At 63.4% G+C, this 13,654-nt stretch carries 18 protein-coding genes; 11 read left to right on the top strand and 7 right to left on the bottom strand.

The genetic code is table 11. The annotated features are described in order from the left end of the window. Positions 1-84 precede the first annotated feature (84 nt). From FB009_RS10695 to ybaK, 8 genes are all read left to right on the top strand, one after another. On the top strand, positions 85-414 hold the full coding sequence (locus FB009_RS10695; RefSeq protein WP_012067710.1) for an ArsR/SmtB family transcription factor: 330 nt from the start codon (positions 85-87) through the stop codon (positions 412-414). Then, the gene (locus FB009_RS10690; protein WP_012067709.1) at positions 411-875 is read left to right on the top strand and encodes an SRPBCC family protein; all 465 of its coding nucleotides are present in this window, start codon (positions 411-413) and stop codon (positions 873-875) included. Before FB009_RS10695 ends, FB009_RS10690 begins: the two co-directional genes overlap by 4 nt. 47 nt (positions 876-922) lie before the next feature. Beyond that, positions 923-1,339, top strand: coding sequence for a GFA family protein (locus FB009_RS10685; protein ID WP_012067708.1), 417 nt, complete (start codon positions 923-925; stop codon positions 1,337-1,339). Positions 1,340-1,528: 189 nt separating this feature from the next. Next, on the top strand, positions 1,529-1,771 hold the full coding sequence (locus FB009_RS10680; RefSeq protein WP_164829991.1) for a hypothetical protein: 243 nt from the start codon (positions 1,529-1,531) through the stop codon (positions 1,769-1,771). A 138-nt stretch (positions 1,772-1,909) separates the two neighbouring features. Next, positions 1,910-2,971 carry a succinylglutamate desuccinylase/aspartoacylase family protein gene (locus FB009_RS10675; RefSeq protein WP_012067707.1) on the top strand — a complete coding sequence of 354 codons (1,062 nt, stop codon included), beginning with the start codon at positions 1,910-1,912 and terminating at the stop codon, positions 2,969-2,971. 97 nt (positions 2,972-3,068) lie between these two features. Beyond that, the gene (tatA, locus tag FB009_RS10670) at positions 3,069-4,238 is read left to right on the top strand and encodes a tyrosine aminotransferase (RefSeq protein WP_012067706.1); all 1,170 of its coding nucleotides are present in this window, start codon (positions 3,069-3,071) and stop codon (positions 4,236-4,238) included. Between the two features lie 83 nt (positions 4,239-4,321). Then, the gene (locus FB009_RS10665) at positions 4,322-4,672 is read left to right on the top strand and encodes an ArsC family reductase (protein ID WP_012067705.1); all 351 of its coding nucleotides are present in this window, start codon (positions 4,322-4,324) and stop codon (positions 4,670-4,672) included. Positions 4,673-4,675: 3 nt separating this feature from the next. Then, complete coding sequence (gene ybaK / locus FB009_RS10660) at positions 4,676-5,149, top strand: Cys-tRNA(Pro) deacylase (protein WP_012067704.1); 474 nt, start codon at positions 4,676-4,678, stop codon at positions 5,147-5,149. Positions 5,150-5,168: 19 nt separating this feature from the next. Here the strand turns inward: ybaK and FB009_RS10655 are convergent, their stop codons facing one another. Next, complete coding sequence (locus tag FB009_RS10655) at positions 5,169-5,621, bottom strand: MarR family winged helix-turn-helix transcriptional regulator (protein WP_024311273.1); 453 nt, start codon at positions 5,619-5,621, stop codon at positions 5,169-5,171. Between the two features lie 81 nt (positions 5,622-5,702). Here FB009_RS10655 and FB009_RS10650 point away from each other — a divergent pair, with 81 nt between their 5' ends. Continuing rightward, positions 5,703-6,389 carry a glutathione S-transferase family protein gene (locus tag FB009_RS10650; RefSeq protein ID WP_024311274.1) on the top strand — a complete coding sequence of 229 codons (687 nt, stop codon included), beginning with the start codon at positions 5,703-5,705 and terminating at the stop codon, positions 6,387-6,389. Positions 6,390-6,460: 71 nt separating this feature from the next. Next, on the top strand, positions 6,461-7,717 hold the full coding sequence (locus FB009_RS10645; protein ID WP_012067701.1) for an aminopeptidase: 1,257 nt from the start codon (positions 6,461-6,463) through the stop codon (positions 7,715-7,717). Between the two features lie 132 nt (positions 7,718-7,849). Here the strand turns inward: FB009_RS10645 and FB009_RS10640 are convergent, their stop codons facing one another. The 3 genes from FB009_RS10640 to FB009_RS10630 all read right to left on the bottom strand — a co-directional run bounded on the left by FB009_RS10640 (position 7,850) and on the right by FB009_RS10630 (position 9,934). Beyond that, positions 7,850-8,248, bottom strand: coding sequence for a VOC family protein (locus tag FB009_RS10640; protein WP_012067700.1), 399 nt, complete (start codon positions 8,246-8,248; stop codon positions 7,850-7,852). Beyond that, on the bottom strand, positions 8,238-8,900 hold the full coding sequence (locus FB009_RS10635) for an RNA polymerase sigma factor (protein ID WP_012067699.1): 663 nt from the start codon (positions 8,898-8,900) through the stop codon (positions 8,238-8,240). The genes FB009_RS10640 and FB009_RS10635 overlap by 11 nt, the downstream gene beginning before the upstream one ends. A gap of 158 nt (positions 8,901-9,058) precedes the next feature. Further along, a complete protein-coding gene (locus FB009_RS10630) occupies positions 9,059-9,934 on the bottom strand; it encodes an EamA family transporter (protein ID WP_012067698.1) in 876 nt (291 codons plus the stop codon). A gap of 113 nt (positions 9,935-10,047) precedes the next feature. On the opposite strand from FB009_RS10630, the gene FB009_RS10625 reads away from it, so the two are divergent. After that, positions 10,048-10,542 (top strand): MarR family winged helix-turn-helix transcriptional regulator, encoded by a 495-nt coding sequence (locus FB009_RS10625; protein WP_012067697.1) that lies wholly within the window; start codon positions 10,048-10,050, stop codon positions 10,540-10,542. 9 nt (positions 10,543-10,551) lie between these two features. On the opposite strand, the gene FB009_RS10620 is transcribed toward FB009_RS10625, so the two are convergent. From FB009_RS10620 to FB009_RS10610, 3 genes are all read right to left on the bottom strand, one after another. After that, positions 10,552-11,142, bottom strand: coding sequence for an NAD(P)H-dependent oxidoreductase (locus tag FB009_RS10620; protein ID WP_012067696.1), 591 nt, complete (start codon positions 11,140-11,142; stop codon positions 10,552-10,554). Then, on the bottom strand, positions 11,142-12,722 hold the full coding sequence (gene xseA / locus FB009_RS10615) for an exodeoxyribonuclease VII large subunit (protein ID WP_012067695.1): 1,581 nt from the start codon (positions 12,720-12,722) through the stop codon (positions 11,142-11,144). Before xseA ends, FB009_RS10620 begins: the two co-directional genes overlap by 1 nt. Positions 12,723-12,834: 112 nt before the next feature. Further along, a complete protein-coding gene (locus FB009_RS10610) occupies positions 12,835-13,626 on the bottom strand; it encodes a helix-turn-helix domain-containing protein (protein WP_012067694.1) in 792 nt (263 codons plus the stop codon). Between the last annotated feature and the right edge of the window lie 28 nt (positions 13,627-13,654).

The following is a 13,654-nucleotide window of genomic DNA, read 5'->3' as shown; positions in this document are numbered from 1 at the left end:
CTCGGGCGGTGGAGGGAGTACCGATGCCGACGATCTAAAAATGATAGTGTTGACTAATTAATTAGTTGGCGCTATTATTTTTTCATGACCGAAGCAGCCTCCATCAATGCCGTCATGCGCGCTCTTGCCGATCCAACGCGTCGGGCCGTGTTCGAGCGGGTCGTCAGTTCCGACGAAATCACCGTCGTCGAACTGACGCGCGGGAGCGGCGTGACCCAGGGCGCCATTTCTCAACACCTCAAGGCTTTGAAGCAGGCCGGCCTTGTCGCAGAGCGACCCGAGGGTCGGAAAGTTTATTACCGTGCTCAGCCGGAGGGCCTCGAACCGTTGGTCGACTGGATGAGCCATTACGGCGTCTTCTGGCGCGAGCGCTTTGCAAATCTCAGATTGTTGCTGAAGGAGATCGATCCATGAACGACGCCGCATCGAAGGCCGACACGCAAGACATCGTTGTCGACGAGATTTTCCCGCACCCGCCGGAGACGATCTGGAAAACCCTGACCACGGCAAATCTGATGGGTCGCTGGCTGATGGTTCCCGACGGCTTCGAGCCCGTGGAAGGCAAAGGCTTCACCTACCGGACCACACCGGCCGGCGACTGGGACGGCACCATTCACTGCCAGGTGCTGGAAGTGAAGCCCAACGAACGTTTCGTCTATGCCTGGAAGGGCGGTCATGAGGGAAACGTCGGATACGGCTCACGCCTGGATACGGTCGTCACGTTCATCCTCTCAAGAGTCGAAAACGGCACGCGCCTTCGCCTTGTTCATTCAGGCTTCGTGCTGCCGGAGAACGAGACGGCGTTCAGCAAAATGAGCCAAGGCTGGAAGAAGGTCGTCGAGAACATCGGCGCTATCGCCGGCGCCGAGGGGTGAAGGGGCGGATATTGCCTTCGCAATTCACAACTTTACGGGAGAAAGACATGAAAAGGACTTACACCGGCGGATGCGCCTGCGGCTCCATCCGCTATGAAATCTCGGCCGAGCCTCTAGCGATGAATGATTGCCAATGTCACGACTGCCAGAAGACGAGCGGCACCGGGCACGGGTCCTATCTGACCTTCCCGAACAGGCAGGCGGTGAAGCTCGATGGCGAAGCGACGCACTGGGATATGGTCGGCGACAGCGGCAATGTGAAGACGCGCGGCTTCTGCAACGCCTGCGGATCGCCCGTATACCTGACGTACTCGGCCATGCCGGATCTCTTCACCATTCATGCCGCCAGCCTCGACGATCCAGACCGGTACGTGCCGCAAATGGTGACGTACACATTGCGCGGACAGGCCTGGGATCGCCCCTATCCGGCTGTGCCTCAATTCGAGAAAATGCCGCCTCTTTGAAAACACGAACGTGGCCGATTCCGACAGGTCCCCAAACGTTGCGTTTCGCTCAGGATGGCGCTGACATCGGAACAGAAATCTGCCATCGCGGCCAGATGCGACCGGTTCAGTTCGAAGTTTCGACGCCAGAGGTGTCTCCCCGGAATCCGCCCGCCTGCGTTCAATCATTGCGTCGATATGCGTGATGTCATGCACCGAGCCGAGATCGAGAGCCAGGATCGCCATCATATCAAACGCCAGCGCGATTGCCGTCTGGCGGCCGACATCGTGGCTCGCGCCTGGGCGACCACCCCGAAAACCCACGCGGTCGTCCCGGCCAGCGAGACTGTGTCGCGCCAAGGCTGCGGCGCAGTTCCCTTCAACAAAGTCATGCCGGGCTTCGCGCCACGCGCCGATCTCCTGGCACCGGCGCCAGCATGCGACGCTCCATAAGCTGGTGTCGGGCTCCTGCGCTCCGCGCTCGATCTTCCGATTGTCGAAGACTGAGACGGCGCTGCCACGGCTTGCATTCGAGCCTTGGCAAAGTCCATAACGCTCCCGACAGCACAGCCCGTTGTTGAGGATGAGAAAGTGGACGTTTCAGAAATCATCATCGCCGGCGATACGCCGGGCGTCGTGTGGCGATTGCCGGTGTTCCGGTTCGAGGGGGCAAGCGCTGAGGCGCCGCGTATCTATATCCAGGCGGCGCTTCATGCCAACGAGCTGCCGGGCACTGCGCTTCTGCATTTCCTGCTCGACAGGCTCCGCCAGGCGGATCGGGACGGTGCTATTCTGGGCGGCATCACCATCGTTCCGCAGGCAAACCCGATCGGCTCGGCGCAAGCGCATTTCGGCGAGCTGCAGGGGCGCTTCGATCTCGGCTCGCGCACGAACTTCAACCGGGACTTTCCACTGATCTCCCTTGAAGACCGTGACTGTCTGCTCGAACAGCCGGACCTATACTCGGCGGCCGATCGTTTGAAGCGGCATCTTCTGCACATGGCGCTCGGCGCCGATCTGGTGCTCGACCTCCATTGCGACGACGAGGGGCTGCAATACGCCTATATCGACGAGGCCTTCTGGCCGGATGCCGCCGATCTCGCGGCGGCCCTCGACATGAAGGCAGTGCTCCTGTCCGACGGCGAAAGCTCCGCTTTCGAGGAGGCGGTCGCCCATGCGTGGAAGCACGGTCGCGAAGGCGAGCGCAGGACCACCTTGCCTGGTCGGCTGTCGGTAACGGTCGAACTTCGTGGCACGCGTGATGTCTATCCGGAACTGGCGCGCAAGGACGCGGAGGGCGTGTTCCGCTTTCTCGTTGGACGCGGAATCGTGGCGGCCCCGAAGGCCGGGCTCCAGGCTTTCGCAGGCAAAGCCGTGCCGCTCGACAATATCGAGATGATCCGCGCACCGGAGGCCGGTGCGATCCTCTTTCACCGCGATATAGGCGACAACGTCAAGGCGGGAGACCTTCTGGCAACCATCCTGGCAAGGCCCGGCGCGCCCGAAGGCACCATCGAGATCCGGGCTCCGCAGGATGGCCTCGTCGTTACGCGCGTCTCCACCCGCTTCGCCCGCCGCCGGTCCGACCTGATGAAAATCGCCTGCGCCGAACCCTCGCGCACGGCGCGAAAGCCGGGCACGCTCGAGGCCTGAACCGCTCTCCGGGGACGGGCGCAAGCTCGATCCGGCTTGCCTTTCCGGCCGTGGGAAACGACTATGGTTCCATGCAGCTTCTCATTGGGGAATAACCATGTTCGACGCCCTCACCCGCCAAGCCGACGACCCCTTGCTGGCCCTTATCGGCCTGTTCAGGAAGGATGAGCGCCCAGGCAAGGTGGACCTCGGCGTCGGCGTCTATCGTGACGAAGCCGGCCGCACGCCGATCTTCCGAGCGGTCAAGGCCGCGGAAAAGCGACTTCTCGAAACGCAGGACAGCAAGGCCTATGTCGGACCCGAGGGAGACCTCGATTTTCTTGATCGCCTCTGGCAGCTCGTCGGCGGGGATATAGTCGAGCGCAGCCATGTGGCGGGCGTCCAGACGCCCGGCGGCTCCGGCGCGCTCCGTCTGGCGGCGGACCTCATCGCCCGCATGGGCGGCCGGGGCATCTGGCTCGGGCTGCCGAGCTGGCCGAACCACGCGCCGATCTTCAAGGCGGCCGGGCTCAATATAGCCACCTACGATTTTTTCGACATTCCGTCGCAATCGGTAATCTTCGATAATCTCGTGAGCGCGCTGGAAGGCGCTGCACCCGGCGATGCGGTGCTGCTGCATGCCAGCTGCCACAATCCGACCGGCGGCGTGCTCAGCGAAGCGCAATGGATGGAGATCGCCGCGCTGGTGGCCGAGCGCGGCCTGCTGCCGCTCGTCGATCTCGCCTATCAAGGGCTCGGCCGCGGCCTCGATCAGGATGTCGCCGGCCTCAGACATCTTCTCGGCGTCGTGCCGGAAGCGCTCATGGCGGTTTCCTGCTCGAAATCCTTCGGGCTTTATCGCGAGCGCACGGGCGCGATCTTCGCCCGCACCAGCTCATCCGCATCGGCGGACAGGGTGCGCTCCAATCTCGCGGGCCTCGCCCGCACCAGCTATTCCATGCCGCCGGATCACGGCGCAGCCGTCGTGCGGACGATCCTTGGCGACCCGGAACTCAGACGCGACTGGGCGGAGGAGCTGGAGACGATGCGGCTCAGGATGACCGGCCTCCGGCGGTCGCTTGCCGAGGGGCTCCGCACCCGCTGGCAGAGCCTCGGCGCGGTCGCCGATCAGGAGGGCATGTTCTCGATGCTGCCGCTTTCCGAAGCGGAGGTGATGCGGCTCAGGACCGAGCACGCCATCTATATGCCCTCCTCCGGCCGCATCAACATCGCCGGGCTGAAGACCACGGAAGCCGCCGAGGTTGCCGGCAAGTTCACCAGTCTCTGATCTCAAGTCTTGTTTCCGGGTCTTTTCCGGGGCGCAGCGTCCGGCTATGTCTTCCCACATCCGGAAGAACGGGAAGATTCGGCATGACGGTTACGATCTACGGCATCAAGAACTGCGACACGATGAAAAAGGCGCGGAACTGGCTCGACAGCCGCGGCACTTCCTACGATTTCCACGACTACAAGGTCGAAGGCATCGACCGCGCGCAACTCGAACGCTGGTGCGCCCAACTCGGTTGGGAGACGCTGCTCAACCGTTCGGGCACCACCTTCCGCAAGCTGGACGAGGCCGACAAGCAGGACCTGACGGCCGAAAAGGCGATCGCCCTGATGCTCAGGCAGCCGTCGATGATCAAGCGCCCGGTGCTCGATGCTGACGGCAGGCTGCTCGTCGGCTTCAAGCCGGAACTCTACGAAGCCGCATTCGGGGCGTAAACCATGTCGAAGACGACCCGGGCAACGCAGGCACTCGCAAAGGCCGGCATTGCCTTTACCGTTCACAGCTATGACTACGATCCCGATGCCGAACGCGTCGGGCTGCAGGCGGCGGAGGCGCTCGGCGAAGACCCATCTCGCGTCTTTAAGACTCTGATGGCCGAGGTCGACGGCAAGCCGGTCTGCTGCATCGTGCCCTCCGATCGGGAGGTCAGCATGAAGAAGCTCGCCGCGGCCTTCAACGGGAAGTCGGCGAGCATGATGAAACCGGCAGACGCCGAGCGGCTGACCGGCTATCACGTCGGCGGCATCAGCCCCTTCGGGCAGAGGAAGACCGTTCCGACCGCGATAGAGGAAGCGGCGCTCGCCGAAGGTCTGGTCTTCATCAATGGCGGGCAAAGAGGTCTGCAGCTGCGGCTGACGCCGAAGGACGCGCAAGCCGCCTTGAGGGCGATTGCAGCCCCTCTGATCGCCTGATTTCCTCCGGACCGGGATATCAACCGAGCTTTGAGAGCAGCGAGGCAAGCGCGCTTGCCTCTTCTTCGCTAAGCTTTGCGCCGACATGCCGCGCGATCGAAGGCGCATAGATCTGCCACATGCGCTCGCGCATCGAGCGGCCCTTGTCGGTGACCACGACCCAGCAGCCGCGCGCGTCCTCGTCGAATGCCTCTCGCTGCACGAGGCCTTCCCTCTCCAGCCGGTCGATCAGGCGGGAAAGATTATATTGGGCAAGCAGCGTGCGGGCCTCGATCTCGAAGGGGCGCAAACGGCCGCCTTCGGCCTTCACCAGCTCCCAGAGCACGTCGTACCAGCCAAGCGGCGGCAAACCGGCGGCCTTGAAGTCTCTTTCGATGGCTGAAAGCGTGCGCTGCTGCGCCCGCATCAGACCGATCCATGCCCGTGTCGCGGCCGCGGTCGGCTCGCTGTTGTCCGCCCTTTTCGCGTTCATATATGCAATTACATCTATATTGACGCTTTTGGCAAGCCGCGTTATATGCAGATGCATCTAAATAGAACCAGGAGACGAATGATGACCGCGCAGCTCACCCTGATCAGCCACCATCTTTGCCCCTATGTGCAACGCGCCGCGATCGCGCTCCGCGAAAAAGACGTGCCCTTCGAACGCGTCGATATCGATCTCGCCAAGAAGCCCGACTGGTTCCTGAAGATCTCGCCGCTTGGGAAGGTGCCGCTTCTGCGTATTCCACGGGATGGCGGCGAAGCGATCCTCTTCGAGAGTACCGTCATTTGCGAATATCTGGAGGAGACGCAGGCCGGGCCGAAGCTGCACCCCTCCGATCCGCTGGCGCGGGCGCGCCATCGCGGCTGGATGGAGTTCGGCTCCGCAATCCTCTCCGACCTCTGGGTTTATGAGACCACGCGGGACGGCGGCACGCTTGAAGAAAAGCGCAGAATGCTCGAGATGAAATTTGCCACCGTCGAGGCGGAACTCGACAGCGGCCCCTATTTTTCCGGCGGCGCCTTCAGCCTCGTGGACGCAGTCTTCGCGCCGATCTTCCGCTATTTCGACGTGTTCGACAGGATTTCCGATCACCGCATCTTCGACGGCCTGCCGCGCGTCACCGCCTGGCGCGAGGTGCTGGCCGAAAGGCCGAGCGTGAAAGCAGCGGTCGCCGAGGATTACCCGCAAAGGCTGACAGCCTTCCTCGAAAAGCACGAGGCGGCGTTGCTCAAGACCGAAAGGGCAGCGGCCTGAAGGCGCTTCTGTTTTCGGCGGAACCGGTCTAAAACCGCATAATATCCGCAAGCAGACGACCAGGAGCCGCCATGAACGCCCCCCTCCAATCCGTGAAAAACCCTGTCGATCCGGTCAAGCTCGAAAAGCTCGCCGAGGTCGCCATCAAGATCGGCCTGCAATTGCAGAAGGGCCAGGATCTGGTGATGACCGCGCCGATCGCGGCGCTGCCGCTCGTCCGGCTCATCACCAAGCATGCCTATAAGGCGGGGGCCGGACTGGTGACGACCTTCTACGCCGACGAGGAAACGACTCTCGCCCGCTATGCCCATGCGCCGGACGAGAGTTTCGACCGCGCCAGCGACTGGCTTTACGAGGGGATGGCCAGAGCCTATGCCGGTGGCGCTGCGCGCCTTGCCATCGCCGGCGACAATCCGATGCTGCTTTCGGCTCAGGATCCGACGAAGGTCGCGCGCGCCAACAAGGCGAACTCGATCGCCTACAAGCCGGCGCTGGAGAAGATATCAAACTTCGACATCAACTGGAACATCGTCTCCTATCCGAACCCCTCCTGGGCGAAGCAGATGTTCCCGGACGATCCCGAAGCGGTTGCGGTGGAAAAGCTGGCAAACGCCATCTTCGCCGCATCGCGGGTCGACGTCGACGATCCGATCGCCGCCTGGAAGGAGCACAACGCCAATCTGCACCAGCGCTCGAACTGGCTCAACGAGGAACGTTTCGCCGCCCTCCACTTCACGGGACCCGGCACCAACCTGACCATCGGATTGGCGGACGGCCACGAGTGGCATGGCGGCGCCTCGGTCGCCAAGAACGGCATCACCTGCAATCCGAACATCCCGACCGAAGAGGTCTTCACCACGCCGCACGCGCTGCGCGTCGAAGGCCATGTGTCGAGCACCAAGCCGCTCTCCCATCAGGGCACGCTGATCGACAATATTCAGGTGCGTTTCGAAGGCGGCCGTATCGTCGAGGCCAAGGCCGCGCGCGGCGAAGAGGTTCTGAACAAGGTGCTCGATACGGACGAGGGCGCCCGCCGCCTCGGCGAGGTGGCGCTTGTGCCGCATTCCTCGCCGATCTCGGCAAGCGGCATCCTCTTCTACAACACCCTCTTCGACGAGAATGCCTCCTGCCACATCGCGCTTGGCCAGTGCTATTCGAAGTGTTTCCTCGACGGGGCGAGCCTCAGCCAGGAGCAGATCCGCGCCCAGGGCGGCAATGCGAGCCTGATCCACATCGACTGGATGATCGGTTCCGGTGAGGTCGACATCGACGGCGTACGCGCCGACGGCGGCCGTGTGCCCGTCATGCGCAAGGGCGAGTGGGCCTGAATCTGCCGAAGCCGCCCCTCATCCGCCTGCCGGCACTTCTCCCCGTTCCGACGGGGAGAAGTGCCGCCCTCACCTTTTAAGACTATTCACTTCCGGACGAGGCGCCATACGCTGGAAGTGCTCCAAGCCGCATCAACCCTTGGCTGCCCTCCGCCGTGGCGTCTCCGCCGACTGGTAGAGCGACAGGACGTGTCCATCCGGATCAGCGAATTCGGCGGACCAGCCGCCGGGCGCATGGCTTACCGGTGTAACGATCGTTGTTCCTTTTTCGGCAAGACCACCTACGACATCGTCGATGCCACCCTCGGCGAGATCGAAGACGACGATCGGCGTATTGCCGGGTTTGCTTTCCGCGACGAAGAAAATCAGATCGACATTGTTCTCGATGCTCGCCATCAGCCAGTCGTTGCCGGCACCGTCATCGCCCATGCGCTGAACGTCGAGACCCAGCACATCGCGATAGAATGCCTCGGTGCGGGCGATGTCCGAGACGTAGTAGCAGATGTTTCCGATGCGTGTTTTAGATAGCATTGATTGCTCCCTTCTGTTTGTACACAGGCTTGTTGCCGCCGGCTGCCGTTTCGTGAGGAGTGCGGGGAGAAAAATTAATCGCGAAGAGATGGCCGTCCGGATCGTGGCTGGCAAACGCGGCGCGGTTGCCGCGCGTCATCGGCAGCAGCGCCTGACGGATCCGGCCGTTCTCCAGCAGGCAGTTCAGGCCGATCATTCCCGGATTCGCGTCGGCGCGGTCAGCGTCACGCCAGGCGCGCCGAAGCATCAGGATGCGCTGGCGCAGCGCCTCATCGGAGATTCTGAGGAGATGGCGAATCTCAGGCCGGTTGTGGCCTGCTATTGCGAGCAGCATCACGATCCGGAGGCGGGGCGTAAGCGTGGCTGCAAAGGCCAGCACATCGCTCACAGCCACATCATCCTCTGAATCCGGCAAGGGCATCTGCTGCTCGCGCCGAATACGGCGTGCTGCCGTTCGCGCCTGCATCGTGGCCAGATTACGGATGACGCCGCGAAACCAGGCTCGATTTTCGCCGACCGGTAACCGCCGCGCCCTGAGCGCCACGATCAGCGCCTCCTGCAGCAGATCCTCCGCGTCGGCCGCGCGCCGGGTCTGGCGCCTGGCGAAACGGAGGAGGTCGGAATAATGCGCCGACGTAAGGTGTCCGGTCATGAAGGGCAGTGCTTCTCGCGTGATTTTTCGGCAATGTGAAGCGCTTGCCCGTCAAGCGCAAGGGCGAGCGTGATCGCTTTACGGAATGGCGGCACCCTCACTCCGCTGCCGAGACCTGCGGGGAGAAGGGACAGCCGGCAAACTCGGTGCCGTATCCGCTACGCACGCATCGGCAACGCCCGATGCCCCATCTGCGCCTGCTGGCTCATCCACACGCTTGCGAAGACGATTGCGATGCCAACCACCTGCACGGTGACGAGTTGTTGATCAAGTATGCCCCAGCCGAGCAGGATCGCCACGACCGGGCTTAAGAAGCCGAGCGGCGAGACCTGAGAGGGCTCGAGCCGCGACAGTCCGCGGAACCAGAGCAGATAGGTGAAGGCTGCGCCGATCAGGCCGAGATAGGCGAAGCCGAGAAGGTTTTCGGCGGTGAGCGGCGGCAAGGCGGGCTCGAAGAAGAGGGCCACGGGCACCAGAAGCAGGCCTCCCGCCGCCAATTGCCAGGCGGTGAAGGTGAGCGGCGAGACCGGCGGCGTCCAGTGACGGCTCAGCACCGTTCCGAAAGCCATCGATACGGTGCCTGCGAGGCCGGCCGCAACGCCGATCGGGTCGAGCGCGGCTTTCGGCGTCAGCACCAGAAGCGCAACGCCGGCCAGACCCGCGGCGCCTGCGATGACGCTCAGACGCCTTATCGGTGAGCCGAGGATGACCCGCGACAGGACCACAACGATCAACGGCTGAACGGCACCGACGGTCGCCGCTACGCCGCCCGGCAGGCGGTAGGCGGACACGAAAAGCATCGCCCAGAAGAAAGAGAAGTTGAGGGCGCCGAGCAGAAAGGCGCGCAGCCACCAGACTCCCTTCGGCATGCGCCGGACGATGATCAACAGCAGCAGGCCCGCCGGAAGCGCCCTCAGCATCGCGACGTGCAGCGGATAGCCCGCGGGCAGGAATTCCGTCGTTACGAGATAGGTGCTGCCCCAAATCGCCGGAGCTACGGCCGTGAGCATAATATCGGTGCGGCGCCCGCTCATATCTTTACCTCAACAATCTCGACATCAAGATACGCGATGCTACACTGATTTATCTTGACGTCAAGATACCCGGACGTTAGAGCGGCGAAGGAAGAAAACACTCGTTATCTCCGATGCGGACGGAAATGGATCACGTCGACAAAATTCTGGCGCAATGGCGCCGAGAGCGGCCCGACCTCGACGTAGTGGCCATGGGCCTGCTCGGTCGCCTGTCGCGGCTTCGGGCTCATCTGGCGCGTGAGATCGACAGCACGCTCACCGAGCATGGCCTGAACTCCGCGAGTTTCGACGTGCTCGCAACGCTTCGGCGCTCCGGCCCGCCTTTCCGGCTTTCGCCGGGCGACCTGCTGTCGGCCACGATGGTCACCTCCGGGACCATGACCAACCGCATCGACCAACTCGAAAAGGCCGGGCTGGTCGAACGTCTGGACAACCCGGAAGACCGGCGCGGCGTCATTATCGCGCTTACGCCAGAGGGGTTGAAACGCGTCGATGCGGCGGTCACCGCCCATGTCGCCAACCAACAGCGCCTCGTCGCGAGCCTCGAGCCGGATGAGCGGGACGCCATGAACGCGCTGCTCAGGAATTTCCTCGCGGTATTCGAATAGGGTGGCCGGTCAGATCCGGCTCACCAGCGCTCTCACCCGCTCGAGATGGCGTTTCCGCTTCGCTTCAGTCACCCGATCCATGTCGTGCAGAGCGATCATGCGGAAGTCGAGCCCCTTGCCGCAGAAGGCGGCGATGCCGCGCTTCAGCAGGCGCCGCACCGGATTTCCCATGTAGAGATGCACGACCCACCAGGGGGACCCGGTACTGGTCAGCGCCCAGAATAGCTTGATGTTGCCGAGCCGCGGCATGATACGGCCGCCTGCGCGATCATGGTCGAAAGCGACCCCGGGAGCGAAGACACGATCGAAGAAACCTTTGAGGATCGCCGGGAAATTGAACCACCATTGTGGAAAGACGAGCATGAGCCCGTCCGCGGCCTTGAGTCGGTCGACCCAGACGGAGACCTCCGAGGAGTCGTAGCGCTCGTCGAAATAGCTGCCGCGTTCAGCAACGGTCAGCCTCGGATCGAAGCCGTCTCGATACAGATCGAGCAGATCAACCGTGTGGCCTTTCGCCTCCAGGCTCTCCTTGGCTGTTCTGGCGACGCTTGCCGCAAAGCTATTCTCGAGCGGGTGGGCAAGCACCAGGAGTATCCGCATCAGAAGAGGCTGCCCTGCTTCGTCGGCTCGCCCGCTCGTGCCGGTCGTTTTTTCGGCGCCTGGGAAGGAGTACCGTCCTCGCCCGCTACGGCGGCAACGCGGCCGTCGGCAAATTCTACCGACAGCGCCATTCCGGAATGCACGGCAGCCGCCTGTTTCACCGGCTCGCCTGCTGCATCGCGCACCAGCGCGAAGCCGCGTTGCAGGACATTGCGATAGGAGAGCGACTGCAGCACGCGATCCTGGGCCGCGACCGCGCTTTTCAGCCTGCGCAAATCGGCGGCGATCGCCGCATCGGCACGCCGGCTCATGGCGGAGACGCGGTCCGAAGCGCGATGAACCTGGCCGATCAGTCGTGAGGGCAGAGCGCGAAGCGAGGCGTCGGCAGACGCGACGCGCGCGGCGCCACGATGAACCTGACGCTCGACGATGCGTTCGGCCCGGTTGACGGCGTCCACGACGCGCTGGCGGCGATCGACGATCCTCGCCGTCAGAAGGTCAGGCCGGAGATGGGCCGCGCTCCGTTCGAAGCTCCGCCGTTTGTTGGCGGTGTTCATCTGCAGGCCACGACCGAGGCCGGCGGCCGCCTCGTCGAAGCGCCGCCGTGGCAAGGCGAGCAGTTGATCGAGCGAGGGTAGCGCCCGCGCCAGCGAACGCAGCGTCTGGCGGCGGTTATCCATCTGCCGCACTGCTGCGCCCTTGAGCCGGGCGGAGAGACTGGCAAGCTGGGCCTCGAGATCAGCCTTCACGGGAACCGCCATTTCGGCCGCACCCGTCGGCGTGGGCGCCCGTTGGTCGGCCGCATGGTCGATCAGCGTCCAGTCCGTCTCGTGGCCCACGGCCGAAATCAGCGGGATGGCGGAGCCGGCCGCTGCACGCACCATGGCCTCGTCGTTGAAACACCAGAGATCCTCGAGGCTGCCGCCGCCGCGCGCAACGATCAGCACGTCCGGTCGAGCGATCGGGCCGCCGGGCTGCAGCGCGTTGAAACCTTCGATCGCGGCCACGATCTCCTCGCAGGCGCCATCGCCTTGCACGCGCACCGGCCAGACGAGAACATGGACCGGGAACCGGTCGGCGATCCGGTGCAAAATGTCGCGGATCACAGCACCCGTCGGCGAGGTCACGACGCCGATGACCTTGGGCATGAAGGGCAGAGGCCGCTTGCGGCCGGCATCGAAAAGGCCCTCTGCCGCAAGCTTGCGCTTGCGTTCCTCGATGAGCGCCATCAGCGCCCCGGCGCCGGCCGGCTCCAGCGCATCGATGACGACCTGATACTTGGATGACCCCGGAAAAGTGGTGACTCTGCCGGTAGCGATAACCTCCATCCCCTCCTCCGGCCTGAACTTCAGCCGCGCGAAGGTGCCCTTCCAGACCACCGCGTCGATGCGGGCGCGATCGTCCTTCAAGGTGAAATAGGCGTGACCCGAGGAATGGGGGCCGCGATAGCCGGAAATCTCGCCGCGCACGCGGACGTGCTCGAAGGTCTGCTCGATCGTGCGCTTGATCGAGCCGGACAGCTCTGACACCGAATATTCGGCGACGTTGGACGGAGATTCGGAATCAAAGAACGAAGTCATGCGTCACTTGTAGCCGACAGTGCGGAGAAGATCAGCAGCAAGGCGCTGCTATCCGGCGTTTTTCTACATCGTAGCACAGCGGATCACCGAGTCGTCCCTGCTCCTGGGCGCTCTATTGGACGTCGCGCCCGCTCTGCCCGAAGAAGCGCCGGGTCGCATCGTCGGCCGGAAAGAAGGATTCGATCAGAACCCCCTCCACCAGCGCATCCTGAGCCGAGCCGAAGGTCGAGAGAGTCGTAATGAAGCTGAGCTCCGTATCGCCGAGGCGCAGTTCAATCGGCAGCACCGGCAAGCGGTCTGTCGTGGGGAAGTTCTCGATCGCCTTTCCGACGGCCGGATCGGCAACCAGCCTGTCCAGCCTTCGCTGCAAGGGACTGCGCGGCCCCTGCAGCCACGCTTCCATGCGCACCCGATGAACGAGATCGGCCGCGGCGGCTTCCCAGTTCATGACGAGGCCGCGGACGCTTTCTGCGCCGAGAAAACCGTCGAGAAAGTTCTCCCCCGGCTTGAACGGAACCCCGGTGGCATCGACAAGTGCTTCGAAAGCCGGATTGATCAGCAGCACCGTATAGTGATGATCGAAAACCAGTCCGGGATAAGGTTGGTGCCGATCCAGCATAAGCCTGATGGCCTGGGCGACGGCCGGCGGCATCGCATCAAGTCCCGCTGCGGCCTTCGTGGAAACGCGCGGCCGATATCCCGCGGCGGTGAAGAGCGTGCCCTGTTCGCGCGCGGGAACGTCGAGGACAGAGGCGAGCCTCAGGATCATTCCCTCCGTCGGCTTTGAGCGGCCCGTCTCGAGAAACGAGAGGTGGCGCGCGGAAATTCCCGCAGCGTTCGCGAGATCAAGCTGGCTCATGCGGCGATGTCCTCGCCATTCCTTCAGACGGCTGCCGAATTCCATAGATGTCCTCTCTGTTGCACCGGCAGAC

The sequence above is a fragment of the Sinorhizobium medicae genome (assembly GCF_007827695.1).
Taxonomy (GTDB): Bacteria; Pseudomonadota; Alphaproteobacteria; order Rhizobiales; family Rhizobiaceae; genus Sinorhizobium; species Sinorhizobium medicae.
This window is presented reverse-complemented; position numbering and strand designations above follow the sequence as displayed.